Source organism: Micromonospora maris AB-18-032, assembly GCF_000204155.1.
GTDB lineage: Bacteria > Actinomycetota > Actinomycetes > Mycobacteriales > Micromonosporaceae > Micromonospora > Micromonospora gifhornensis.
This window is the reverse complement of record NC_015434.1, coordinates 5,641,772-5,666,549: the sequence shown is the minus strand read 5'-3', so window position 1 is coordinate 5,666,549 and position 24,778 is coordinate 5,641,772. Positions and strand designations below refer to the sequence as shown.

Genomic DNA, 24,778 nt, shown 5'->3' with positions numbered 1-24,778 from the left:
CCCGCACCACGCGCCGCCGCTCGTCGCCTCACCGTGCGCCCCGACCGGCTGGCCTCTGCTCGACAGAACCTGGAGTCACCATGCCTACGTCCACCGTGGACCCTGCTGATCCCGTCTTCCAACTGCACCGGGGCGGCAAGATGGCCGTCGTCTCGACCGTCCCGCTGACCAGCCGTGACGACCTCTCCCTCGCGTACACCCCGGGGGTGGCCCGGGTCTGCGAGGCCATCGCCGCGGAACCGGCGCTCGCCCACGACTACACCTGGGCGTCGAACACCGTCGCGGTCGTCACCGACGGCACGGCCGTACTCGGCCTCGGCGACATCGGCCCGCGCGCCGCGCTGCCGGTGATGGAGGGCAAGGCCGTGCTGTTCAAGCAGTTCGGCGGGGTCGACGCGGTACCGGTCTGCCTGGACACGCAGGACGTCGACGAGATCGTGGCGGTGGTCAAGGCGCTCGCGCCCTCGTTCGGTGGGATCAACCTGGAGGACATCAGCGCACCCCGCTGCTTCGAGGTGGAACGCCGACTCGACGAGGCGCTGGACATCCCGGTCTTCCACGACGACCAGCACGGTACGGCGATCGTCGTGCTGGCCGCCCTGCGCAACGCGGCCACCCTGCTCGACCGCAAGCTCGGCGACCTGCGGGTGGCGGTCAGTGGGGCCGGCGCGGCCGGGGTGGCGGTGACCAAGATGCTGGTGGCCGGGGGAGTGGACCCCGACCAGGTGGTGGTCTGCGACTCCAAGGGGATCATCTCCGCGTACCGCACCGGACTGACCGGCACCAAGGCGGAGCTGGCCGAGCTGACGAACGCCGACGGGCGGCAGGGCGACATCGCCGAGGCGCTGCGCGACGCCGACGTGCTGATCGGCGTCTCCGGCGGGCAGATCCCCGAGCACGCGGTGGCCGGGATGGCCCCCGGGGGGATCGTCTTCGCGCTGGCCAACCCCACCCCGGAGGTACACCCCGAGGTGGCCGCGCGGCACGTCGCGGTGGTCGCCACCGGCCGCAGCGACTTCCCGAACCAGATCAACAACGTGCTGGCCTTCCCGGGTGTGTTCCGGGGCGCGCTGTCGGCACGGGCCACCCGGATCACCGACGCGATGAAGGTCGCCGCGGCCGACGCCATCGCCTCGGTGGTGGCCGAGGCGCTGACCCCGGAGGCGATCGTGCCCTCTCCGCTGGACCCGCGCGTCGCCCCCGCCGTCGCCGAGGCGGTCGCCGAGGCCGCCCGTCGCGACGGCGTCGCCCGCGCCTGACGTGTAAGGAAGGTGCCCTTCTTAACGCCTCGTGCATAGGAAGGGCCCCTTCTTAACGGGCGCTCAGCTTGTTACCGTGCGGATCATGCGTGCCGCCTTCGCCTCCCGATTCGACGACGCCGACCCGCTCGCCGCGCTCACCGTCGGTGAGCAGCCCGAGCCGAGCCTGCCTGACGACAGCTGGGTGACGCTGCGTGTCACGGCCAGCTCGCTCAACCACCACGACCTGTGGTCGTTGCGCGGCGTCGGGTTGCGCGCCGAACAGCTACCGATGATCCTCGGCTGCGACGCGGTGGGCATCGACCCCGACGGCAACGAGATGGTCGTGTACCCGATCGTGCCGACACCCGGTGACCCGCGCGGCATGTCCATCCTCTCCGAGCACTTCCCGGGGACCCTCGCCGAGCGGGTGGCCGTACCCCGGTCGAATCTGCTGCCGCTGCCGGCGGGGCTGGCGGCGACCGACGCGGCGTGCCTGCCGACGGCCTGGCTGACCGCGTGGCGGATGCTCACCACCAAGGGCCGCGTCGACGAGGCCGAGGCCGTGCTGGTCCAGGGCGCCGGGGGCGGCGTGGCCACCGCAGCGGTCGCGCTCGCCGCCGCGATGGGCAAACGGGTGTACGCGACCAGCCGCGACGCCGCCAAGCGGGAGCGGATCGCCGAGCTGGGTGCGACGGCCTTCGAGCCGGGTGCGCGACTGCCCGAACGGGTCGACGTGGTGGTCGAAACCGTCGGAGCGGCCACCTTCGACCACTCCCTCAAGTCCGCCGCCCCCGGGGCACGGATCGTCGTCTGCGGCGCGACCGCCGGCCACGAGCCGAAGGTCAACCTGCGCCGGGTCTTCGCCATGCAGCTGGAGATCCTGGGCACCTCGATGGGCACCCCCGCCGACCTGGCCGACCTGCTCGCCTTCTGCGCCGAGCGGAACGTGCGACCGGTGGTGGACAGCGTGGTGCCGTTCAGCCGGGTCGCCGACGCCTTCACCCGCCTGCACTCCGGAGAGGTCTTCGGCAAAATCGTCATCGACCACGGCGCGTGACTCAGGCCGTGCTGGTGCGTGCCGGCGTGCCGGTGTGTGCTGGTGTGCTGCTGGGCGGTGTTCGGTGGTCAGGCGGGGGACCGCCCTTCGGTCACAGGTGGTTGTCGAGGGTGGCGACGTCGTCGCGGGCTGCGGCGCTGGCGATGCGCTCCTTCGCGCCGGCGTCGCCGTAGAGCGTCCAGCGCAGGAACTCGGTGGTGGTGTCGGCGACGACCCGTAGCGAGGTGCTGTTGCCCAGCAGGGCACGACCGTGGTCGCCGTTGGGCAGGCTCAGCATCGCCTTCGGCCAGGGCACCTTGTCGTACACCGCCTTGCCCGCCGCGTACTCCACCACCTCGTCGGCCTCACCGTGCACGAACAGTTGCGGTGCCGCCGCACCCGCGAAGGCGGTCCCCACCCCCAGCGCGGTGCCGGCGAAGACGATCCCGGCGGCCAGCCGCTCGTCCCGCCCGGTGGTGAACAGCCCGATCGTGGTCACTCCGCCCGCCGAATGCCCGGCGGCAGCGACCCGGTCGGTGGCCAGCCGGCCGCGCAGCACGTCGCCGTCGCGGGCGTCCAGGGCGAGCACCTGGCTCAGCGCGTACGACACGTCGGCCGGCTGGTTGAGCACGTCGAGCACGTTGGGCTGGCCCGACCCGGAAGTGTGCGGGAACATCGGCGCGGCCACCACGAAACCGGCCGCCGCCCAGCGAGTCAGCAGCGCCTGGTAGTCCTTGGGCTGACCGCCCAGCCCATGGCTGAACATGACCACCGGGAACCGCCCGTCAGCCGCCCGAGCCGACTCCGTCGGCTTCCCACCCGCCCGGCCCGCCGCCGGGTACCAGACCGTGATCGGAAGCGGCCGGTCGCCGTCCCGGTTGCGCTTGAGCTGTCGTACGCCGACCGCGAAGCTGTCAGCCGGCGCGTTACCGGCCGGAATCGCCGGAGCCGACGCGCTGGCCGAGGGCGCTGCCGTGGCCGTCGGCGTGTCCGTGGCACTCGTGGCTGTCGTGCCTGCCAGCGGGGCCGACTCGGGATCAGCGGAGCACCCCACCACCCCAGCCGCAACCAGTGCACCCACAAGCAGAACCGAAACCCCACGACGCGCCATGCCCCCGATTCTGCCCTCCCCATGCCCTCCCCACCCCATGCCCTCCCTCCCGACCCCTCCCCACCCACCCGCCCCCGCCTCGCACACCTCGCACCCCGCGCGCCCCGCTCCTCGTGGCGCGACCCGCCTCGTGTCGGCGATCTTGCACTTTCGGTCGCTGATACGCGCCTTTCGAGCGTTATGCGGCGACACAAAGTGCAAGATCGCCGCGCCTCGGCGGTGGGCGGACGCCGTAATGCACCCCTCGCCCTGTGCTGCGCTTGCCCTGTGCAAGATCGACGCGCGGGGCCGGGCAGGGCGGGAGGGGAGGGGCGGGGCGTGGGGGGGGTTAGGAGGGGTGGCGGGTTTCTAGGGTGGTGATGTTGGGGGGATGGGCGTGGGTGGGGAGGCGGCGGGCGGCCTGTTGGTCGCCGTAGAGGGTCCAGCGGAGGAAGTCGGTGGTGGCGCCGAGGACCTGGGTGAAGCCGGGGCGGCCGGGGATGAGGTACTCGCCGTGTCCTTGGCCGAGCAGGCTGAGGAAGGTGGACGGTCCGGTCGTACGGCGGTAGGCGGCACGGCCGACGCTGAGGGGTACCACCGGGTCGGCGGTGCCGTGCACGAAGAGCATCGGCGCGGGTGGCTCCGCGAAACCGCCCGCCATTCCGCCGCCGGCGATCACGATGCCGGCGCGCAGCCGGGCGGGGCGGCCGCTGGTGAACATGCCCGAGGTGGTGAAGCCACCCGCCGAATGACCGGCCGCAGCGATCCGCTGCACGTCGAGGTGGCCGGCGAGCGGATCGGCGGCCCGGCGGTCGAGCCGGACCAGGTGCCGGATCACCCGCCAACCGTCGGCGGGCTGGTGGCGTACGTCGGCGCGGGAGAACGTGGCGGCACCACGCCGGGTGTGCGGGTACGCCGGGGCGGCCACCACGAAACCGGCGGCGGCCCATCGGGCGGTCAGGCCGGCGTGCAGTTCGGGCAGGCTGGCCAGGCCGTGGCTGTAGAGCACCACGGGGAACCGTCCGTCGGCGATCCGGGTGCCCTGGGTCGGGTACCAGAGGGTCACCGGCAGCGGTCGGGCCGAGCCGGGGTCGACGACGAACGTCCGAACGCCGACCGCGTACGGCACCTGTGGGGCGGCACCGCTCGGTGCCGGCTGGCCGGGCGGGTCACCGGGCGGGGCGCAACCTGTCAGCCACGCCAGCAGCAACGTTACCGCCGACGCGGCGAACCGCCGTCTGATCATGCCCACGACATCACGGTAGAGCCAGCGATCACCCGTCCGGGTCCGGTTGCCCGGTGCCGTACGCGAGCCGTTCGGCCGACCAGCCAGGGCCGTCCGACCGGTCCGGCTTCGCTAAGGTTCCGGCATGGCTGAGAACTACACCGACCCCAGCGGCAACACCCAGGCATTTCGCGCCTTCGCCGCCGACACCACCGACACACCGGCCGAGTCGTCCTCCCGCACCGGCCTGATCATCGGAGTGGCCGTGCTCGCGGTGCTGCTGATCGCCGTCGCCGGCTGGATCGCCCTCAGCTGACCTCGGACCGTCGCGCCCCGCTGATCCTCGGGCCGGTCAGGTGGCGTTGACGACTGCGCGGGCCGCTCGGGCGATCTCCCGCTCCTCGTCGGTGCCGATCACGCAGACGGCGACCTCGGCGCCGTCCGGCGAGATGAGGCGGTCGCCGCTGCCGGTGTTGCGGTCCGCGTCGACGGTGATGCCCAGCCGGGTGAGGCCGGTCAGTGCGGCGGCCCGTACCGGGGCGGCGTGTTCACCGACGCCGGCGGTGAAGGTGACCGCGTCCACCCGGCCGAGCAGCGCGTAGTACGCCCCGACGTATTCGGTGATCCGGCGGCAGTAGACGTCGAAGGCGAGCGTTGCCGCCTCGTCTCCGTCCGCCCGCCGGGCCAGCACCTCGCGCATGTCGTTGACGCCGGTCAGCCCGAGCAGGCCGCTGCGGTGGTTGAGCAGGTCGTCGATCTCGTCGACCCCCAGGCCACCCTCCCGGCGCAGGTGGAACACGATTGTCGGATCCAGATCGCCGCTGCGGGTGCCCATCACCAGGCCCTCCAGCGGGGACATGCCCATCGAGGTGGCGACGCTGCGTCCACCGGCGATCGCGCACGCGCTGGCCCCGTTGCCCAGGTGCAGGCTGATCGTGTTGACCTCGGCGTACGGGCGGTTCAGCAGTTCCGCCGTGCGCCGGGAGACGTACGAGTGCGAGGTGCCGTGGAAGCCGTACCGGCGCACGCCGTACCGCTGCGCGGTGTCACGGTCGATCGCGTAGGTGGCGGCGGACTCGGGCAGGGTGTGGTGGAACGCCGTGTCGAAGACGGCGACCTGCGGCACCTGCGGCAGTGCCGCGCGCGCCATCTCGATGCCGGCGAGGTTCGCCGGGTTGTGCAGCGGGGCCAACGGCACCAGGTCGGCGATGGCGGCCAGCACCGCGTCGTCCACAAGCGCCGGAGCGGTGAAGCGTCGGCCGCCGTGCACCACCCGGTGCCCGACGACGGTGAGCCCGCTCAGGTCCAGCCCGGCCAGGATCTGCCGGACCGCGGCGGCGTGGTCGGGCGGGCCACCGTCCGGCTCCCCGACCCGTTCGACGGTGCCCTTGGTGAGCACCCGGTCGTCGTCGTACAGCCGGTATTTGACCGACGACGACCCGCAGTTGAGCACCAGCACCTTGCTCACGACGTCGCCCCGTTGTCGGTAAGCGTGGCGGCCTGGATGGCGGTGATCGCCACGGTGTTGACGATGTCCGGCACGGTAGCCCCTCGGGAGAGATCGTTCACCGGCCGGCGCAGACCCTGCATCACCGGCCCGACGGCCACCGCTCCGGCCGAGCGCTGCACCGCCTTGTACGTGTTGTTGCCGGTGTTGAGGTCCGGGAAGATGAAGACGGTGGCCCGGCCGGCGACCGTGCTCTCGGGCAGCTTCGTCGCCGCCACGGCCGGGTCGATCGCGGCGTCGTACTGGATCGGTCCCTCCACGGCCAGGTCGGGCCGGCGCTCGCGGACCAGCGCGGTGGCCTCCGCGACCTTCTCCACGTCGGCACCCGCGCCGGAACTGCCGGTCGAGTACGACAGCATCGCCACCCGGGGTTCGAGGCCGAACCGGGCCGCCGTGTCGGCCGACGAGATCGCGATGTCGGCGAGCTGGGCGGCGTCCGGGTCGCGGTTGACCGCGCAGTCGCCGTAGACCAGCACCCGGTCGGCCAGCAGCATGAAGAAGACGCTGGAGGCGACGGAGACCTCCGGCATGGTCTTCACGATCTCGAACGCGGGCCGGATGGTCGCCGCCGTGGTGTGCGTGGCGCCGGAGACCATGCCGTCGGCGTAGCCGGCCCACACCATCATGGTGCCGAAGTAGTTCGGCTGGGCCACGATGTCGTACGCCAACTCCACGGTGACGCCCCGATGGGCGCGCAGCTTCGCGTACGCCTCGGCGAACTCGTCGCGCCACTGGCTGTCGGCCGGATCCACCACCCGGGCCGTGCCGATGTCCACGCCCACCTCGCGGGCCCGACGGGCGACCTCGTCGGGGCGGCCGAGCAGGGTCAGGTCGGCCACTCCGCGCCGCAGCAGGATCTCCGTGGCGCGCAGGATCCGCTCGTCGGTCCCCTCGGGCAGGACCACGTGCCGGCGGCGACTACGCGCCCGGTCGATCAGGTCGTACTCGAACATCAGCGGGGTGACCCGGGTGGAACGGCTGACCCGCAACCGGCTGGCCAGCTCGGTGGTGTCCACGTGCGCCTCGAAGGCGCCGAGCGCGGCCTCCACCTTGCGCGGGTTGGCGGCGCTGGGTCGGCCCTCGATGCGGCTCGACGCGGCCACCGTGTGGAAGCTGTCGGTGGGCACCGAGAGCACCGCGAGGCGGGCGTTGAGCGCCTCCACCAGCTGCATCGCCCGGGGGTCGGGGGCCACGCCTAGGGTGAGCACCAGCCCGGCCAGCGACACCTGACCGGCCACGTGCGCCGCGCTCGCGGCCACCAGAAGATCGTCGCGGTCACCCGGCATGATCAGCAGAGCGCCCTCGGTCAGGTGTTCCAGCACGGTCGGCACGTGCGCCGCGCCGACCACGTAGTCGAGCACGTCGCGGGCGAGCGCGGTGTCGTCGCCGGCCAGTCGGGTGGCGCCGAGCGCCGCCGCCACCTCGGCCACCGTCGGCGCGGAAACGCTTGGCACCTCGGGAATCGCGTACGCGGGCACCGGCAGCCGGGGCAGTCGCATGCTGCCCGGCACCCGGTTGGCGAGCACGGCGAGCACTGTCGCGCCGAGGTCGACCACGTCGTGGTACGCCCCCCGGCTGGCCGCGGTGATCGCCGCCGGCTGCTGCCCGAACCCGTCGACCACGGGCACCACGACACTGCCGAACTCGGTGGCCAGCCGGGCGTTGAACGCCAGCTCGCGCGGCCCGGCACCGTCCCCGGCGTCGGCGAAGTCGCTGCCCACCACGACCATGGCCGGAAACCGTCGTTCCACGTCCCGGTAACGCTCGACGATCCGGGTGATCAGTTCTTCCCGCCGGCCGTCGGCGACGAGCGCGGTCGCCTCGGCGTACGTGGTGCCGGAGAGGTCGGCCACCGGCAGCCCGACCCGGTACCGCTCGCTGAGCAGGGCGAGGATCGGGTCCGGCCGGTCCGACGCGACCAGAGGACGGAACACGCCGATCTGGCCGACCTGGCGGGACAACAGTTCGGCCAGGCCCAGGGCGATGGTCGACTTCCCCCCGCCCGAGCCGACACTGGTCAGGTACACGCTTCGGGCCACGGACCTCACGCTACAAGATCCAGGTGGCTCCCGCCCGGGTCCTCGTACCCGGGCGGTCGGGCCCTCCGGCGGTGTGTCAGTCGTCGTCTTCGTCGTCGAGTCGAGCCAGCCAGGTGGCGAAGCGCTCGATCGGCGTCTCGAACTCCGGGTTCAGGTCGACGAAGTCCCGCAGCCGCTCGCCGAGCCACTCCAGGCTGACCTGCTCCTCGCCGCGCCGTTCGACGAGTTCCTCGATGCCCCGGTCGGTGAAGTACATCCGCCTACTCGCTTCCCTCACCGGTGTCGTACCGGTGCAAGCCGGCCGGTCCCGCCACACCTTCAGATGGGACGGGACCGGGATGGTTCTCGTCAGGGTCGGGGAAGTGCCGCTTCGAGGAGCGCGACCTGCTCGACCTCGTGCATCTTCGCCGAGCCGACAGCCGGGGCGGCGGCGGCGGGGCGGGAGATGCGGCGCAGCCGTACGCCGTCGAGGTGCTCCAGCAGGTTGAGCGCCACGAACGACCAGGCACCCTGGTTGGCCGGCTCCTCCTGCACCCAGGCGAAGTCCTCGGCGTTCGGGTACTGGGCGAGAGCCGCCCGGATCTCCTCCACCGGCATCGGGTAGAGCTGCTCCAGCCGGATGATCGCGGTGTCGGTGACGCCGCGCTCCTGCCGGGCCTGGAACAGGTCGTAGTAGACCTTGCCCGAGCAGAGCAGCACCCGCTTGACCTGCTCCGGCGCCGGAGCGGCCGGGTCGGCCAGCACCGGGGCGAAGGTGCCGGTGGTGAAGTCGTTCACCGAGGAGACGCAGAGCTTGTGCCGCAGCAGCGACTTCGGCGTGAACACCACAAGCGGCTTGCGCTTGGGCGACAGCGCCTGACGGCGCAGCAGGTGGAAGTAGTTCGCCGGGGTGGTCGGGATGGCCACCCGCATGTTGTCCTCGGCGCAGAGCTGGAGGAACCGCTCCGGGCGGCCGGAGGTGTGGTCCGGACCCTGCCCCTCGTGGCCGTGCGGCAGCAGCAGGGTCACCGCGGAGCGTTGACCCCACTTCACCTCACCGGAGGAGATGAACTCGTCGATCACCGACTGGGCGCCGTTGACGAAGTCGCCGAACTGCGCCTCCCAGCAGACCAGGGCGTTGAGGTTCTCCACCGAGTAGCCGTACTCGAAGCCCATCGCGGCGTACTCGGACAGCAGCGAGTCGTGCACGAAGAACCGGGACCGCTCGCCGTCACCGGTGAGCGACTGCAACGGCAGGTAGTCGTCGCCGGTCTCGGCGTCGACGATGGAGGCGTGCCGCTGCACGAAGGTGCCGCGACGCGAGTCCTGCCCGGCCAGTCGGACGGTGACCCCGTCGTGCAGCAGGGAACCGAAGGCGATGATCTCGCCGAAACCCCAGTCGATGTTGCCCTCGACGGCCATCTTGGCCCGCCGGTCGAGCAGCTGCTGGATCCGCTTGTGCGGCGTGAAGCCTTCGGGCAGGTTGACGTGCGCCTCACCGATGGCCTTTATCACCGACGCGTCGGTGGCCGTGTCGACCTGCGGCTCCGGCTCGTCCTCGCGGGGCGGCCGGCTGAGCTGGCGCGGGGTGGTGGCCGCGTCACGGGTGGCCTTGAAGACCCGCTCCAGCTGGGACTGGTAGTCGCGCAGCAGCTCCTCCGCGTCTTCCACGGTGATGTCGCCGCGGCCGATCAGCTCCTCGGTGTAGAGCTTGCGGACCGAGCGCTTCGAATCAATGATCTTGTACATCTGGGGGTTGGACATCGAGGGGTCGTCGCCCTCGTTGTGCCCGCGCCGCCGGTAGCAGACCATGTCGATCACGACGTCCTTGTTGAACGTCTGCCGGTACTCGAAGGCCAGTCGGGCGACCCGGACCACGGCCTCGGGGTCGTCGCCGTTGACGTGGAAGATCGGCGCCTGGATCATCCGGGCCACGTCGGTGCTGTAGAGGCTGGAGCGGCTGTACTCCGGCGCGGTGGTGAAGCCCACCTGGTTGTTGACCACCACGTGGACCGTTCCGCCGGTGCGGTAGCCGCGCAGCTGGGAGAGGTTGAGCGTCTCGGCCACCACACCCTGACCGGCGAAGGCGGCGTCACCGTGCACCGCCAGCGGCAGCACGGTGTAGCCCTCCAGCTTGAGGTCGATGCGGTCCTGCTTGGCCCGGACTATGCCCTCCAGCACCGGGTCGACCGCCTCCAGGTGCGACGGGTTCGCCACCACGGAGACCTTGACCGAGTGGTCGCCGTCGGGGGTGGTGAACTTGCCGCTCTGGCCGAGGTGGTACTTCACGTCGCCGGAGCCCTGCGTGGAGCGTGGGTCCAGGTGCCCCTCGAACTCCGAGAAGATCTTCTCGTACGGCTTGCCGACGATGTTGGCCAGCACGTTGAGCCGGCCCCGGTGGGCCATGCCGATGACGACCTCGTCCAGGCCACCCTCGGCGGCGGACTCCAGGACCTCGCCGAGCAGCGGGATCAGCGACTCGCCGCCCTCCAGCGAGAAGCGCTTCTGGCCGACGTACTTGGTCTGCAGGAAGGTCTCGAAGGCCTCGGCCGCGTTGAGCCGGTTGAGTACGTGCTTCTGCTCGTCGGCCGGCGGCTTCTCGTACTTGCGCTCGACCCGCTCCTGGATCCAGCGACGCTCGGCCGGGTCCTGGATGTGCATGTACTCGATGCCGACCCGCCGGCAGTACGAGTCCCGCAGCACGCCCAGGATCGAGCGCAGCTTCATCCGCTGCTTGCCAGCGAAGCCGTTGACCGGGAAGGTGCGGTCCAGGTCCCACAGGGTCAGCCCGTGCTGGAGCACGTCCAGATCCGGGTGCTTGCGGATCTTGAACTCCAGCGGATCGGTGTCGGCCATCAGGTGACCGCGGACCCGGTAGGAGTGGATCAGCTCGTGCACCCGGGCGGTCTTGTTGATCTGGCCTTCGCTGTCGACCGCGACGTCGCGCATCCAGCGCACCGGCTCGTACGGGATGCGCAGCGAGGTGAAGATCTGGTCGTAGAAGCCGTGCTCGCCGAGGAGCAGCTCGTGCATGACCTTGAGGAACTCGCCGGACTGCGCGCCCTGGATGATCCGGTGGTCGTACGTGCTGGTCAGCGTGATGACCTTGCTGACCGCCAGCTCGGCCAGGGTGGCCTCGCTCATGCCCTGGTACGGCGCCGGGTACTCCATCGCGCCGACCCCGATGATCGCGCTCTGGCCCTGCATCAGGCGCGGCATCGAGTGCACGGTGCCGATGCCGCCCGGGTTGGTCAGCGAGATCGTGGTGCCGGAGTAGTCGTCCATGGTCAGCTCGTTGCGGCGGGCGCGCCGGACCACGTCCTCGTACGCCTGCCAGAACTGCCGGAAGTCCATCTGCTCGCAGCCCTTGATGGAGGGGACCACCAGGTTGCGGCTGCCGTCCGGCTTGGCCAGGTCGATGGCGATGCCCAGGTTGACGTGCTCCGGGCTGACCATCGTCGGCTTGCCGTCGACCTGGGCGTAGGAGTTGTTCATCTCCGGGTGCGCGACCAGCGCCCGGACCAGGGCGTACCCGACCAGGTGGGTGAAGCTGACCTTGCCACCGCGGCCCCGGGCCAGGTGGTTGTTGATCACGATCCGGTTGTCCACCAGCAGCTTCGCCGGGACGGCGCGCACGCTGGTCGCGGTCGGCACGGCCAGCGAGGCGTCCATGTTCTGGACGATCTTGGCGGCCACGCCGCGCAACGGGGTGGTCTGCGGACCGGTGGCGGTCGGCGCGGTCTTCGCCGGGGCGGTCTTGGCCGGCGCCTTCGCCGGCTCGGTCCGGGGCTGGGCCTTGACCGGCGCAGTCTTCGCCGGCGCGGTACGCGACTCGGTCTTGGCGGGCTCGGTCTTGACGGCCGGCTCGGCCTTGGCGGGCTCGGTCCTGGTGGCGGTCGCGGCCTTGGCCGGGGCCGACTCCTTGCGGGCAGGCTCGGCGGCGCTCGTCGACCGGCCGGCGCCCTCACCGTCGCCCTTGGCCGCACCCGGCCCGGGCCGGTAGTCGGCGAAGAAGTCGTGCCAGGCCGGGTCGACGCTGCTGGGGTCGGCGAGGTAGCGCTGATACATCTCCTCGACGACCCACTCGTTCGGGCCGAAACCCGCCAGTGGGTTCTCCTGCGAAGTCTGCTGGGTCGACACGGCCGGTAATCGCCTCTTTCACGCGGGTTTGTGTGTCACGCGGTCGTCCGCCAGCGCCGGGACGGGCGCAGAGGACGGATCCCAGGCTACGCCGTGCCGATCGCCAAGGCATTTCCGCCTCCGCCGCGTGGCCCGATTCACAGAAGATGCTAGAAGTTCAGTTGGCCCCGCGTGTCCAGTTGCTGACGGTAACGGCCTGATGGGCCCGGTTGTCCGACCGTTCGCCGGTGCACCGGGCCCATCGTGGGACCGCTGAGACGGGTGGGTCGCACCCGTGAGCGTCAGGAGATGTCGCGCCGCCGGGTGAGCAGCAGGCCGACGATGCCGCTGGCCAGCGCGTAACCGACAAGCACGAGCGCGCCCACCCACCAGGGCGGGAACATCTCGCTCTCGCCCGGCGTGATCATGATCTGGGACGCGGCAGCCGGCCAGATCACCTGCCACTTGAGCACGGCCATGCTGTCCAGCCAGCTCGACAGCAGCAGGAAGAGCACGCCGATGACCTGGGTGCCGATCAGGTAGAGCACCGAGGCGGTGATCACCGCGCCCAGCTGGTTGGTGATCAGGGTGCCGATGCCGACGCCGAGCACGGTCCAGATGGCGTACGCCATCAGGTTGAGCAGCAGCGCCCGTTGGACCTCCCACTCGCCGAGCAGGGTGCCGTGGTCGTTGAGGGCCAGGAAGGCGGCCCCGGCACCGAGGTCGATCACCGTGGTGACCAGCCAGAACGCGAAACCGAGCAGGCTCGCCGCGATCAGCTTGCTGACGATCACCGCGGAGCGCCGCGGGGTGGCCAGGAAGGTCGTGGTCGCGGTCTGGTGGAAGAACTCGTTGGTGACCATCAGGATGCCGATCAGCATCACGAACAGCAGGCCCAGGTACTGGCCGGAGGTGTAGAGGTTGGCCGCCTGGGCCGGAGCGGACGCGGCGTCGCCGGTGACCCCCAGCTCCTCGCCGCCGCCGTCGACCGTCGTGTTGAACAGCCAGGCGTTGAGCGGGAAGGCCATCGCGATCGACAGGAGCGCCCCGATGGCCAGCCACCACCAGGTGCTGGTCGTGCGGATCTTGAGCAGTTCGGAGCGGACCAGGTTGCTCATCGAATGCCCGCCTTTCCAGCCGTCAGCTCCAGGAACACGCGTTCCAGGTCGGGTCGTTCGGTGGTCAGCTCGTGCAGCTCGACACCGGCGGTCAACGCCACCCGGCCCACCGTCGGGGCGTCCACCCCGCCGATCAGCAGCACGCCGTGCTCGTCGGTCTGCACCGTGGCCGGCCCGTCGGCCAGCGCCGTGGTCAGCGCCTCCGCCTGCGGGGTACGCACCCGGACCCGGATGCTCTGCGCCATCGAACCGATCACCTGCTCGACCGGACCCTGCCGGACCAGCTGACCCGCCGCGATGATCACCACGTCGTCGGCGAGCAACTGCATCTCCGACAGCAGGTGGCTGGAGACCAGCACCGTACGACCCTCGGCGGCCAACGCCTTGAGGAACCCGCGCATCCACCGGATGCCCTCCGGGTCCAGACCGTTGGCCGGCTCGTCGAGGATCAGCACCCGCGGGTCACCGAGCATCGCCGCGGCGATGCCGAGACGCTGCTTCATGCCGAGTGAGTAGCCCTTGAACTTGCGCTTCGCCGCCGGGGTCAGGCCGACCAGCGCGAGCGCCTCGTCGGCCCGCTGCCGGGGCAGCCCGGCCGCGGCGCAGATCACCCGCAGGTGGTTGATCCCGGTACGGCCCTTGTGCGCGCTGGACGCCTCCAGCACCGCACCGACGTGCCGCAGCGGCTCGGTCAACTCCGGGTACCGGCGTCCGCCGATGGTCGCGGTACCGGCGGACGGGGTGACCAGGTTCAGCAGCATGCGCAGCGTAGTGGTCTTACCCGCGCCGTTCGGCCCGAGGAAGCCGGTGACCCGGCCCGGCGCGACCGTGAACGACAGGTTGTTGACCGCCAGCACGTTGCGGTACTGCTTGGTCAGGCCGGAAACCACGATCTGCGCGTCATTGGTGGGGCGTGACTGCCCGTCGGACATCATTCTCCTCCCGTGGCGCCGAGATGCGCCGTTGCACAGCGTGACGGTAGCGGTCAACCAAATCAATCGGGCGCACTCCGGAGATCGCCATCCGCCCCAGGCAGGAGTCGCCTCATCCCCAGGGACGACGGGATCGACAGTCTTTACTGGCGGCCGATCCAGGTGGCGCGGGCGTGACCGAGCAGGGCGCCGTCCGGCCCGTACAGGCTGGTGCGCACCAACGCCTTACGCCCCATGGCTTCCACCACCGCGCCGGTCACCACACACTCGTCGCCGGGCCGGGGCAGCGCCTCGACGTGGGCCGCGATCCGGCCCAGCACGTACGGTCGACCGGCCTCGATCACCGCCCAGCCGCCGGGGCAGTCCAGGGCGGCCCAGACCGTGGCGACGCTCACCTGCGCGGGTGCCTGGAACGGTGCCGCGGTCCGGCCGTCGGGCAGCCGCCCGGGGAAGATCCGAAGCCCGTCGAGGCGCTGCGGCCCGCAGACGTAGCAGCCGGGAAACGGGTGGTCGGTCAGGCCGGGGTACGCCGCCGAGGCGGCCCGCGCGGTCGCCGGATCGACCGGCGGCACGACGTCGTCGAGCTCCTCAGCCGGACGGAGTTGGGCGATCACCTCCCCGTCCGGGTCGTGCACCTGGTCATCGGTCAACGTCAGCGGGGTGTCCAGCGGCGGCGGTCGGCGCAACGTCACCTCGACCGGGCGCTGCCCGCCGTACGCGGTGGCGAAGACGCCCGCACTCCAGCCGCCGTTGCCCGTGCCGGGCGGTCCGTTGAACCGCGCCTCGATGATCATCGGATTCCTCCCGCCGTACCGGCCGGTCGTCGGCCACCCGGGCAGCCTCGCACGACCCGCGCCGGGGCGGCGGAGGTGGGCCAGCGCCCGATCGCCGACCGGCGTTCACCGGATCGACACCGCCATCCACCAGGGCCGGCAACCCGCCGGGCGCTACACAGTGGGCATGGCCGCGCTACCCGCCGCGCAGGTGACTCTGACCACCAGCGGCTACGCCCTTTCCCTCGCCGACGACCACGACCAGGTCGAGGCCGCGCAACGCCTGCGTCACCAGGTGTTCGCCGCTGAACTGGGTGCCACCGGAATCACGGACCCGACCGGTCTGGACCGGGACGCCTTCGACCCCTACTGCGACCACCTGCTCGTACGGCAGGAGAGCACCGGGGAGGTGGTCGGGACGTACCGGCTGCTGCCGCCGGGCCGGACCGTTCGCCGCTACGCCGAGGGTGAGTTCGACCTGACCGCACTCGACCCGTTGCGCGCCCATCTGGTGGAGGCGGGGCGCTCCTGCGTACACCCGGACCACCGCAACGGAGCGGTGATCAACCTGATGTGGGCCGGCATCACCCGCTACCTGCACCTGCGCAACCTGCGGTGGCTCGGCGGCTGCGCCTCGACGCCGGTGGCCGACGGTGGCCTCGCCGCCGCCGAGGTGTGGGCCCAGGCCCGGGCCCGGCACCTGGCACCGCCGCCGCTGCGGGTGCGCCCGCTGCGACCCTGGTTCGCCGAACCGGGCGTACCGCAGGAGCCGGTGGCCGCAACGGCCCGGCTGGTCCCCCCACTGCTGCGCGGGTACCTGCGGCTCGGCGCCTGGATCTGCGGCGAGCCGGCGTACGACCCGGACTTCGGGGCCGCCGACTTCTACGTACTGCTGTCCATGGACCGGATGAACCCCCGCTACCTGCGACACTTCCTCGGCGGACAGCCGTGAGCACGGCGGCGCACCCGCTGTGGCGGCCGGTCTCCGGCTGTGGTCCGGACTGCCTGCCGCTACCCGGACACGCACCGACCGTGCCGCCGGCCCGGCAACTGGGGCGGGCCGTGGCCCTGCTCGGGATGCTCGGGCTCGGCATCGGGCTGGCGGCGGTGCTGCCGGTGCTGCCCGCCCGGGAGCCGCACGCCGCGACCCGTGGCTGGGCGCGGGCGACGGCGCGGGCCTGCGGCGTACGGCTGACTGTTCGGGGCAGGCTGCCCCGGCGTCGGGCGCTGGTGGTGGCCAACCACGTCTCGTGGTGGGACGTCCTGGCGATCCTCGCGGTCGCGCCGGCCCGACTGGTGGCCAAGCGGGAGGTGGGCCGCTGGCCGCTGATCGGCCTGCTGGTCCGCGCCGCGGGCACCCTCTTCGTGGACCGGTCCCGCCCCCGCAACCTGCCGGCGGCCGTGGCCCGGGTCGCGGCCGCGCTGCGCGCCGGACGGACCGTCGCGGTGTTCCCGGAGGGCACCACCTGGTGCGGCCGGCAGACCGGGTGCCGGCCGGTCACCGGCTTCCGGCCGGCGATGTTCCAGGCCGCGATCGACGCCGCGGCCCCCGTGGTGCCGGTACGCATCGGCTACCGCGACGCCACGACGGGCACCTCGACGAGTGTCGGGGCCTTCATCGGCGACGAGACCCTGCTGCGCTCGGTACGCCGGCTGCTGGCCGCCCGGCACCTGCAGGTCACCGTCGAGATCGGCGCAGCGCTGCACCCGGGCCGCGACACCGACCGCCGAGCCCTGGCCCGGGTCGCCGAATCCGCCGTCCACCTGGTGCCGGCCGCGGCGGGAGCGCCGCCCCGCACGGTCGACCCGGTGCCGGCGGCACACCGTCCGACACCGGCCCGGTTGCCGGCCGATCCGTCCGGTCGAGGGTTGTCCCTGGCAGCCTGAGCAGTGCACAGGCTTTTTTCAGGTACCGCCCAGCGCAGGCGCAGCGATGACGCGGATGATGGGCGGCATGGCGGCTACCCAGACCGAGGCGCGACTGCTCGTCGTCGAGGACGACCCCAACATCCTCGAACTGCTCTCCGCGAGCCTGCGCTTCGCGGGTTTCGACGTGGCCACCGCCACCAGCGGCAGCGCGGCGCTCAACGCGGCCCGTGACCACCGGCCCGACCTGGTGGTGCTCGACGTGATGCTGCCCGATCTCGACGGCTTCGAAGTGATCCGGATGATGCGCGAGGGCGGCACCCGTACGCCGGTGGTCTTCCTCACCGCCCGCGACGCCACCGACGACAAGATCCGTGGCCTGACCCTGGGCGGCGACGACTACGTCACCAAGCCGTTCAGCCTGGAGGAGCTGACCGCCCGGATCCGCGCGGTGCTGCGCCGCACCAGCACCGGTGAGCAGGCACCGGCCCGGCTCACCTTCGCCGACCTCGAACTGGACGAGGAGACCCACGAGGTCTACCGGGCCGGCCAGCGGGTCCAGCTCTCGCCGACCGAGTTCAAGCTGCTGCGCTACCTGATGCTCAACGCCAACCGGGTGCTGTCCAAGGCACAGATCCTCGACCACGTGTGGAACTACGACTTCCGGGGTGACGACAACATCGTCGAGTCGTACATCTCGTACCTGCGGCGCAAGGTCGACAACGTCGAGCCCCGGCTGATCCACACCCTGCGTGGGGTCGGTTACGTGCTCCGCAAGCCGGCGGCGTGAACGCGCTCCAGCAGGGCAAGAGCCGGCTGCGCGCGGTACCGCTGCGGGTCAAGCTGGTCGCGGCCGTCCTCGCCCTGGTCGCCGCCGCGCTGCTGGTGATCAGCTCGCTGACCACGTTCTTCCTGCGCAGCTACCTGGTCGGCGAGGTGGATTCGGAGCTGGCCACCGCCACCCGCAACATCGAGCAGGTGGCGGCCCTGGAGCAGCCCGAGGCGCAGATCCCCACCGACTACCTGCTGGCCACCACCGACCCGCGTACCGGCGCCGCCGACTGGGTCTTCTTCGACAAACGGCGCTTCACCACCGCCGACCTGCCCCGCTTCCCCAACGACGCGGCCGGATTCGATCACCTGGCCGGCGAGCCGCGCACCGCCCGGGCCCAGGGCAGCGAGGTGCGCTGGCGGGTTCTCTACACCCAACTGCCCAACGGACAGCGGGTCGCGGTCGCCCAGCACCTCATCGACGTCGATCGGGCGGTCACCCGGCTGGTCTGGATAGACGTACTTGTCGGTGGGGCGGTGTTGATCCTGCTGGCCTCCATCGGCGCGGCGATCGTCCGGACCAGCCTGAAACCCCTTGTGGAGATCGAACGCACCGCCGCCGCCATCGCCGGTGGTGACCTCAGCCGCCGGGTCCCCGACCCGGAGCACGGGCAACCCTGCCCCACCTCGGAACTGGGTCGGCTCTCCCGGGCGTTGAACGCGATGCTCAGCCAGATCGAGATGGCCTTCACCGCCCGTGCCGCCTCGGAGAGCGCCGCCCGCTCGGCCGAGGCCGCGGCCCGGGACGCCGCCGAGGCGGCCCGCGCCTCCGAGGCCCGGGCCCGCCGATCCGAGGAACGGATGCGGCAGTTCGTCGCGGACGCCTCACACGAGTTGCGTACGCCGCTGACCACCATCCGCGGCTTCGCCGAGCTGTACCGGCAGGGTGCCGGCCGCGCCCCCGAGCAGACCGCTGACCTGTTGCGTCGCATCGAGGACGAGGCCGCCCGGATGGGCCTGCTGGTCGAGGACCTGCTGCTGCTGGCCCGGCTGGACCGTGAGCGTCCGCTCTCCCTCGCCCCGGTCGAGCTGCCGGTGCTGGCCGCCGATTCGGTGGCCGCGGCCCGGGCGATGGCGCCGGATCGGCGGATCGAGCTGGACATCGCGCCCGGTTCGGGGCCGTTGGTGGTCCGCGGCGACGACGCGCGGCTGCGGCAGGTGATCGGCAACCTGATGACCAACGCGCTGCGGCACACGCCGCCGGAGGCGTCCGTGACGCTGCGACTGCGCTCCGAACCGGGCAACCTGGCGGTGATCGAAGTGGCCGACACCGGCCCGGGACTCACCCCGGACCAGGCGGAGCGGGTCTTCGAGCGCTTCTACCGGGCGGACGCCTCGCGGACCCGACGGGTGGGCGGAATCACCGGCACCGGGCTCGGCCTGGCCATCGTCGCCGCGCTGGTGACCGTGCACCAGGGCACCGTGGAGGTGACCGACACACCGGGCGGAGGTGCTACCTTCCGGGTCCGACTGCCGCTCGCCCCGGACATCGACGGCGAGCCCGAGTGACTTTCAGCGAACGCTCAGGCCAGGCTAAGGCGGAACGCAGAGCGATGGGAGAAGGTGGGGACATGACCGAGTACGAGTCCGACCCGCGCCGGCCGGCCCCCACCGACGCCGAGCCGTCGCATCCCGAGCTGCCCCGCGCCGAATACGCGCGGTCCGACTCCCCGACCGAGCCGGTGGTCGGCAGCAGCGCCGATCCCACCGCCGAGTCCCCGACCATCCCGGTCCATGCCGTCGAGACGTCTCCCGCCGGCAACCAGGACGCCGAGCCGACCATGGTGGGCCTGCCCGTCGCCGGCATGCCCCCACCGCCGCAGACCGGCCCGTCCAGCCCGGCTCCGGGTCAGCCCGCACAGGCCCCCGATCAGCCTGCACCGCAGGCTCCCGGTCAGCCCGCGCCGCAGGGACAGCCGGTCGCCGGCCAGCATCCCTGGGGTCCGGCCGGCTCGCAGCCGTACCAGCCCGGGTCGCGTTATCCCGCTGCGCCCTGGTACCCGGGCCAGTCCGGCTGGGCCGGGTCGCAGCAGCCCTCGCCGGGTGGGCACCCCGGCTACCCCGGCCAGCCGTCGGCCGGTTACCCCGGACAGCCGGGCGCGCAGACGGCCGGTTACCCCGGCCAGCTGCCGCCGTGGGCGGCACCGCAGCAGTCCGTCGCCGGGCCCCGGCCGGGCCGGATCGCCAAGTTCGTCGGTGCCGGCGTCGCGGTGTTCGCGCTGATGCTCGGCAGCGGTATCGCCGGCGGCACGCTCGCCCTGGCACTGAGCGATGGCGGCACGGTCACCCGCACCTTCTCCGCCGCTCCCGTGATCGACGGTGCTGATCTGCCGCGCATCGCCGCGGCGGTGCAGGACAGCGTGGTGTCGATCACCACCGGCAGCGGCGAGGGCTCCGGCGTGGTGCTCACCGCCGACGGGTACGTGCTGACCAACAACCACGTGATCGCCGAGGGCGGTGACACCGTACGGGTGATCTTCGCCAACGGCACCAACGCCCAGGCGGACGTCATCGGCACCGACCCGCGTACCGACCTCGCGGTGTTGAAGGCCAACGGGGTGAGCGACCTCAAGGCCGCCACCTTCGGCGACAGCGACGCGATGCAGGTCGGCGACCAGGTGCTCGCCCTGGGCAGCCCGCTCGGCCTCCAGGGCTCGGTGACCGCCGGCATCCTCAGCGCCCGGGACCGCACCATCCAGGCCGGCAGCGGTGACCGGCTGCCCGGTCAGGCGGTCAGCTCGATCTCCGGGCTGCTCCAGACCGACGCGCCGATCAACCCCGGCAACTCGGGCGGCGCCCTGGTCAACACCCGCGGCGAGGTGATCGGCATCAACACCGCGATCGCCACCGCCGGGCAGGGCAACACCGGCAACATCGGCGTCGGCTTCGCCATCCCGAGCAACAAGGCGAAGGACATTGCAGACAAGCTTCAGCGGCGTGAGAAGATCAGTCACCCGTCGCTCGGGGTGAGCGTGACCGGCACCAGCGACGGCGGGGCGCTGATCAACGCCGTCACGCCGGGCAGCGCGGCCGAGCGGGCCGGGCTGGAACGCGGTGACGTGATCACCCGGTTCGGCGACAAGGTGATCAATGACTCGAACGACCTCGTCGGTGCCGTACAGGCCGGCAAGGTCGGTGACCAGGTCGAGGTGACCTTCCAACGGAATGGTGCCGAGGCGACGGCAACCGTGACGCTCGCCGAAGCGTCATAGTCACAGACCTGCCTCCCTACCGGGCGGCGGGTGGCGCGGCCAAGGGGGTTGGTCGCGGCACCCGCCGCCCTTCCTTTCGCCCCCACCCCGACTGCTGTCTTCACCCGACTGGCTGTCTTCACCCGAGTGCTGTCTTCACCCGAATCGGGTGAGCCCGGCTCACCCCGGGTGCGGGCAGCGTTCGTGGAGAAGACCGCAGAGCCATGGGGGTGACATGACCGCCACCGCGTCCGCCGTACGGACCGACGACCAGATCCAGCGGGACGTCCTCGATGAACTCAGCTGGGACCCGCGCGTCCTCTCGACCGACATCGGCGTCACCGTGCACGACGGCGTGGTGACCCTTACCGGCCAGGTGGACGGGGCGGCGCGCAGGTGGGCAGCGGTACGCGGCGCGCAGCGCGTCCGTGGCGTACGGGCGGTCGCCGACGACATCGAGGTGATCCCGGTCGGACCGGTCCCCGTCACCGACGGCGCGCTGGCCATCGCGGCCGGCCGGGCGCTGGAGTGGAACAGCTTCGTGCCGGCACAGCGGCTGGACCTCACCGTCGCCAACGGTTGGATCATGCTGCGCGGCGAGGTGGAGTTCGGCTGGCAGCGGCGTACCGCCGAACGGGAGCTACGCCGCATCCGGGGCGTACGCGGGGTGACCAACCTGGTCGAGGTTCGGCCCTCCGCCCGCCCGGACGCCGACCGGACCCGCCGCGACCTGCAGCGGGCGTTGCTGCGCGGCATCGGCACCGAGCGGGTGACGGTCGAGGTGCACGGCGACACGGTGACCCTCCGCGGGGTGGTGCGTACCTGGTGGGAACGGGATCAGGCGGACCGGGTTGCCTGGTCGGCCGAGGGCGTCTGCGCGGTACGCAACGAGCTGCTGGTGGGCGGCTGAGCACCGGTCGTGTCCGGTTTGCCGTTACCCGGAAACGGGAAACCGCTTCGACCCCCCGGCCCGCGGAGTACGGCGGACCGGGCCGACGCCACAGACCGACGGGGAGGACTCGTGTCCCACAACCACGGTGCGGGCGAGCGCCAGTTGCGGATAGCGATGGTGGTGCCACCCTGGCTGTCGGTGCCGCCACCCGGCTACGGCGGGTTGGAACAGGTGGTGGCCAGCCTGGTGGACGCGCTTGTCGACCGGGGACACGAGGTGACGTTGATGGGTGCCGGTGGCGAACACGGCACCACTGGCGATTTCCTGGCCACCCTGGACGAGTTGCAGTACGACCGGCTCGGTGAGTCGCTGCCCGAACTGGCCCATCTGGCCCGGGTGAACCATCTGCTCAGCGCGGCCGACTTCGACCTGGTCCACGACCACAGCACGATCGGTCCCCTGGTCGCGGGGCGGCGCGACGTACCCACGCTGGCGACCGTGCACGGCAACCCGGTGGGGGAGTACGGCACCGTGCTCAGTGACACCGACCGGGGTGTCGGTCTGGTGGCCATCTCGCACGCCCAACGTCGGCTGAACCCGCGCCTGCCATGGGTCGGCACGGTGCACAACGCGATGGACATCGGCGACTTCCCGCGCAAGCAGCGACCCAGTCACGGGGCGGTGCTGTGGCTTGCCCGGTTCAGCCCGGACAAGGGGCCGGAACTGGCCATCGAGGCGTGCCGGGCGGCGGGACTGCCGCTGGTGCTGGCCGGCAAGTGCAACGAGCCCGCCGAGCGGCGTTACTACCACGAGGTCATCGTGCCGATGCTCGGACCGGATGTCACCGTCGTGCTCGACGCGGACCGGGAAGCCGTACTGCGGCTGCTGGTGGAGGCCCGTTGCCTGATCATGCCGATCCAGTGGGAGGAGCCGTTCGGCATCGTGATGCTGGAGGCGATGGCCACCGGTACGCCGGTGGTGGCGTTGAACCGGGGGGCGGTGCCGGAACTGGTCCAGCCGGGCGTGACCGGGCTGATCTGCGAGCGACCCGAGGAGTTGCCGGCGGCACTGGCCGAAGCACCGCACCTCGACCCGGCGGACTGCGTGGCCCACGTCGCGCGGACCTTCTCCATCGAGCGGATGGCGGCCGGCTACGAGGAGGTGTACCGCCGGTTCCTGGTGGCGGCGACGCCGCGGTCGGCGATGCGGGAACCAGCGCGGATCACCCCGGGCTGAACCGCCCGGTCAGACCCGCGCCGCACTCAGCGCGGTGATCGCCGCGTCCAACTGCCGGGCGTACGCCGGGCTCAGCCCTTCCTCCCGGAGCCGGGTGGCCACCTTCTCGCGCAGCCGGGCCACCCCGGGGCCGAGTTCACCCTCACCGAGGCTGACCGCACGGGTCAGATTGCGTACCTCGTTGCGCAGGTCGAGGCCGACGTCCTCGCGGATGCCGCCGTCGGCGAGCCCGGAGCCGATCAGTTCTTCGAGCCGGCTCGCCGCCTCGACCAGCGTGTCCCCGGTGGTTTGCGTGGGCGGTGCGACCGTCGGTGGGGGTGGTGCGGCAGGGCTCGACGCCGGTGGCGGCGACGGCTGCGGCTGGGCGCTCTCGGTGGGCGTGGTGGTCGGCTCGGGGGACTCGGTCGGCTCGGTGGTCGGCAGCGCGGCGGGTGGCTCGCTGTTCTTCGGCCACAACGCCGGCACCACCAGCGCCGCCCCGAAGAGCAGCACCAGGACCGCGAGGACCGGACGCAGCCACGACCGACCGTTGCTCGGCTCGTCGCCGGCGCGGGGGGCCTGGGCGTCCGTGGTGAAGCTGCCCGCCTCCGGTACGCCGACGACCGGCGCCCCGGTGGCCGCTGCCGCGGCCGACGCGTCGACGGCCGCCGGACCGGACCCGGCACCGCCGTGGGCGGATCCGGCGGGCGGCGGTGGCGTGACCGCGGGCAGGGTGACCGTCGGGGCGAGCATCGTGATCGCCTGCGGATCGGCGGGCAGCATCTGCTCGCGCAGCACGGTGGCGACCTGGCGGGCCGTGGGCCGGTCGGCCGGGTCGCGGGACAGGCAGCGCAGGCAGATCTGGGCCACCACCGGCGGTAGCCCGGGCACCTCGGTGAGCGTGGGTGGCGGGCGGTCGGCCAGCGCCGCGCTCAGCTCCTCCCAGGTCTCCGCCGGGTACGGCACCCGGCCGGTCAACGTCTCGTGCAGCAGCACACCGAGCGAGTAGACGTCGGTGGCCGGCTGCGCGGGTGCTCCGTCGAGCCGCTCCGGGGCGACGTAGGCGGGGGTGCCGAAGGTGGCGCCGTCCTCGTCCTCGTCGGGGGCGCCGATGCGGGTCGCGATGCCGAAGTCGAGCACCTTCGCCCCGACCTGGGTCATCATCACGTTGGCCGTGGTGACGTCCCGGTGCACGATGCCGAGCCGGTGTGCGGCGGCGAGTGCGTCGGCGACCTGCGCGGCGATCTCCACCGCCTCCGGCCAGGGCAGCGGACCCTCGGTGAGCCGGAACTCCAGTTCCTCACCGGAGAGTAGTTCCATCACCACGAACGAGGTGATGGTGCCGTCCGGCGACACGGTCTCGCCGTAGTCGTGGACCGATGTCACGTGTGGATGGACGAGCTGCGCGGCGGCTCGTGCCTCCTCCCGGACCATGTCGCGGAACCGGGCGTCGGCGGCCAGCGACGGGGCGAGCACCTTCAGCGCCACCACCCGGTCGAGAACCTCGTCGTGGGCCCGCCAGATGACCGACATGCCACCGGCACCGATCTGGTCGATCAGCCGGTATCGGGTGGCCAGCAACCGACCGGGCTGCAGTGCTGGCTTCACGTTTTGCACCTGCCTCGTAGCGGGGAGCGGTATCAGGTTGCGCGAATGTTGCTGCGCTGTCAACGGTCTTGGACCGGCACCGGCTTCCGTACCAGGGTGAACGGGGTGCGGTCCGG

General features: G+C 71.9%; 20 protein-coding genes. 10 read left to right on the top strand and 10 right to left on the bottom strand.

What is annotated here, in order from left to right:
• Positions 1–80 precede the first annotated feature (80 nt).
• Positions 81–1,259: an NAD(P)-dependent malic enzyme gene (locus VAB18032_RS25000; protein WP_043721824.1), complete on the top strand. Its 1,179-nt coding sequence runs from the start codon at positions 81–83 to the stop codon at positions 1,257–1,259.
• A 76-nt stretch (positions 1,260–1,335) separates the two neighbouring features.
• The gene (locus tag VAB18032_RS24995; RefSeq protein WP_086011304.1) at positions 1,336–2,298 is read left to right on the top strand and encodes a zinc-binding dehydrogenase; all 963 of its coding nucleotides are present in this window, start codon (positions 1,336–1,338) and stop codon (positions 2,296–2,298) included.
• A 91-nt stretch (positions 2,299–2,389) separates the two neighbouring features.
• On the opposite strand, the gene VAB18032_RS24990 is transcribed toward VAB18032_RS24995, so the two are convergent.
• Positions 2,390–3,388, bottom strand: coding sequence for an alpha/beta hydrolase family protein (locus VAB18032_RS24990; RefSeq protein WP_043721821.1), 999 nt, complete (start codon positions 3,386–3,388; stop codon positions 2,390–2,392).
• A gap of 328 nt (positions 3,389–3,716) precedes the next feature.
• Positions 3,717–4,613, bottom strand: a complete 897-nt coding sequence (locus VAB18032_RS24985) for an alpha/beta hydrolase family protein (RefSeq protein WP_013735716.1) — start codon at positions 4,611–4,613, stop codon at positions 3,717–3,719.
• A 124-nt stretch (positions 4,614–4,737) separates the two neighbouring features.
• Here VAB18032_RS24985 and VAB18032_RS32410 point away from each other — a divergent pair, with 124 nt between their 5' ends.
• A complete protein-coding gene (locus tag VAB18032_RS32410) occupies positions 4,738–4,908 on the top strand; it encodes a hypothetical protein (RefSeq protein ID WP_013735715.1) in 171 nt (56 codons plus the stop codon).
• Between the two features lie 36 nt (positions 4,909–4,944).
• Here the strand turns inward: VAB18032_RS32410 and VAB18032_RS24980 are convergent, their stop codons facing one another.
• The 7 genes from VAB18032_RS24980 to VAB18032_RS24950 all read right to left on the bottom strand — a co-directional run bounded on the left by VAB18032_RS24980 (position 4,945) and on the right by VAB18032_RS24950 (position 15,080).
• The gene (locus VAB18032_RS24980) at positions 4,945–6,060 is read right to left on the bottom strand and encodes an acetate/propionate family kinase (protein ID WP_013735714.1); all 1,116 of its coding nucleotides are present in this window, start codon (positions 6,058–6,060) and stop codon (positions 4,945–4,947) included.
• A complete protein-coding gene (gene pta, locus VAB18032_RS24975) occupies positions 6,057–8,147 on the bottom strand; it encodes a phosphate acetyltransferase (RefSeq protein ID WP_086011303.1) in 2,091 nt (696 codons plus the stop codon). The genes VAB18032_RS24980 and pta overlap by 4 nt, the downstream gene beginning before the upstream one ends.
• A gap of 67 nt (positions 8,148–8,214) precedes the next feature.
• A complete protein-coding gene (locus VAB18032_RS24970) occupies positions 8,215–8,394 on the bottom strand; it encodes a DUF6104 family protein (RefSeq protein ID WP_013735712.1) in 180 nt (59 codons plus the stop codon).
• Positions 8,395–8,486: 92 nt separating this feature from the next.
• Entirely contained in the window at positions 8,487–12,257 is a 3,771-nt protein-coding gene (locus tag VAB18032_RS24965; protein ID WP_013735711.1) for a multifunctional oxoglutarate decarboxylase/oxoglutarate dehydrogenase thiamine pyrophosphate-binding subunit/dihydrolipoyllysine-residue succinyltransferase subunit, read from the bottom strand.
• A gap of 281 nt (positions 12,258–12,538) precedes the next feature.
• Positions 12,539–13,354 carry an ABC transporter permease gene (locus VAB18032_RS24960; RefSeq protein ID WP_013735710.1) on the bottom strand — a complete coding sequence of 272 codons (816 nt, stop codon included), beginning with the start codon at positions 13,352–13,354 and terminating at the stop codon, positions 12,539–12,541.
• On the bottom strand, positions 13,351–14,286 hold the full coding sequence (locus tag VAB18032_RS24955) for an ABC transporter ATP-binding protein (RefSeq protein ID WP_013735709.1): 936 nt from the start codon (positions 14,284–14,286) through the stop codon (positions 13,351–13,353). The genes VAB18032_RS24960 and VAB18032_RS24955 overlap by 4 nt, the downstream gene beginning before the upstream one ends.
• A 143-nt stretch (positions 14,287–14,429) precedes the next feature.
• Positions 14,430–15,080, bottom strand: coding sequence for a hypothetical protein (locus VAB18032_RS24950; protein WP_013735708.1), 651 nt, complete (start codon positions 15,078–15,080; stop codon positions 14,430–14,432).
• A gap of 166 nt (positions 15,081–15,246) precedes the next feature.
• On the opposite strand from VAB18032_RS24950, the gene VAB18032_RS24945 reads away from it, so the two are divergent.
• From VAB18032_RS24945 to VAB18032_RS24915, 7 genes are all read left to right on the top strand, one after another.
• Positions 15,247–16,011: a GNAT family N-acetyltransferase gene (locus tag VAB18032_RS24945; RefSeq protein ID WP_043721815.1), complete on the top strand. Its 765-nt coding sequence runs from the start codon at positions 15,247–15,249 to the stop codon at positions 16,009–16,011.
• Positions 16,008–16,946 (top strand): lysophospholipid acyltransferase family protein, encoded by a 939-nt coding sequence (locus VAB18032_RS24940; RefSeq protein WP_013735706.1) that lies wholly within the window; start codon positions 16,008–16,010, stop codon positions 16,944–16,946. Before VAB18032_RS24945 ends, VAB18032_RS24940 begins: the two co-directional genes overlap by 4 nt.
• Positions 16,947–17,013: 67 nt before the next feature.
• Complete coding sequence (locus tag VAB18032_RS24935; RefSeq protein ID WP_043725686.1) at positions 17,014–17,715, top strand: response regulator transcription factor; 702 nt, start codon at positions 17,014–17,016, stop codon at positions 17,713–17,715.
• On the top strand, positions 17,712–19,265 hold the full coding sequence (locus VAB18032_RS24930) for a HAMP domain-containing sensor histidine kinase (RefSeq protein WP_013735704.1): 1,554 nt from the start codon (positions 17,712–17,714) through the stop codon (positions 19,263–19,265). The genes VAB18032_RS24935 and VAB18032_RS24930 overlap by 4 nt, the downstream gene beginning before the upstream one ends.
• 62 nt (positions 19,266–19,327) lie before the next feature.
• A complete protein-coding gene (locus tag VAB18032_RS24925) occupies positions 19,328–20,968 on the top strand; it encodes a trypsin-like peptidase domain-containing protein (protein WP_013735703.1) in 1,641 nt (546 codons plus the stop codon).
• A gap of 214 nt (positions 20,969–21,182) precedes the next feature.
• The gene (locus tag VAB18032_RS24920) at positions 21,183–21,857 is read left to right on the top strand and encodes a BON domain-containing protein (protein ID WP_013735702.1); all 675 of its coding nucleotides are present in this window, start codon (positions 21,183–21,185) and stop codon (positions 21,855–21,857) included.
• A 156-nt stretch (positions 21,858–22,013) separates the two neighbouring features.
• Positions 22,014–23,075, top strand: coding sequence for a glycosyltransferase family 4 protein (locus tag VAB18032_RS24915; protein ID WP_013735701.1), 1,062 nt, complete (start codon positions 22,014–22,016; stop codon positions 23,073–23,075).
• 9 nt (positions 23,076–23,084) lie between these two features.
• Here VAB18032_RS24915 and VAB18032_RS24910 read toward each other — a convergent pair whose 3' ends face one another.
• Positions 23,085–24,662 carry a serine/threonine-protein kinase gene (locus tag VAB18032_RS24910; protein ID WP_013735700.1) on the bottom strand — a complete coding sequence of 526 codons (1,578 nt, stop codon included), beginning with the start codon at positions 24,660–24,662 and terminating at the stop codon, positions 23,085–23,087.
• Positions 24,663–24,778 lie beyond the last annotated feature (116 nt).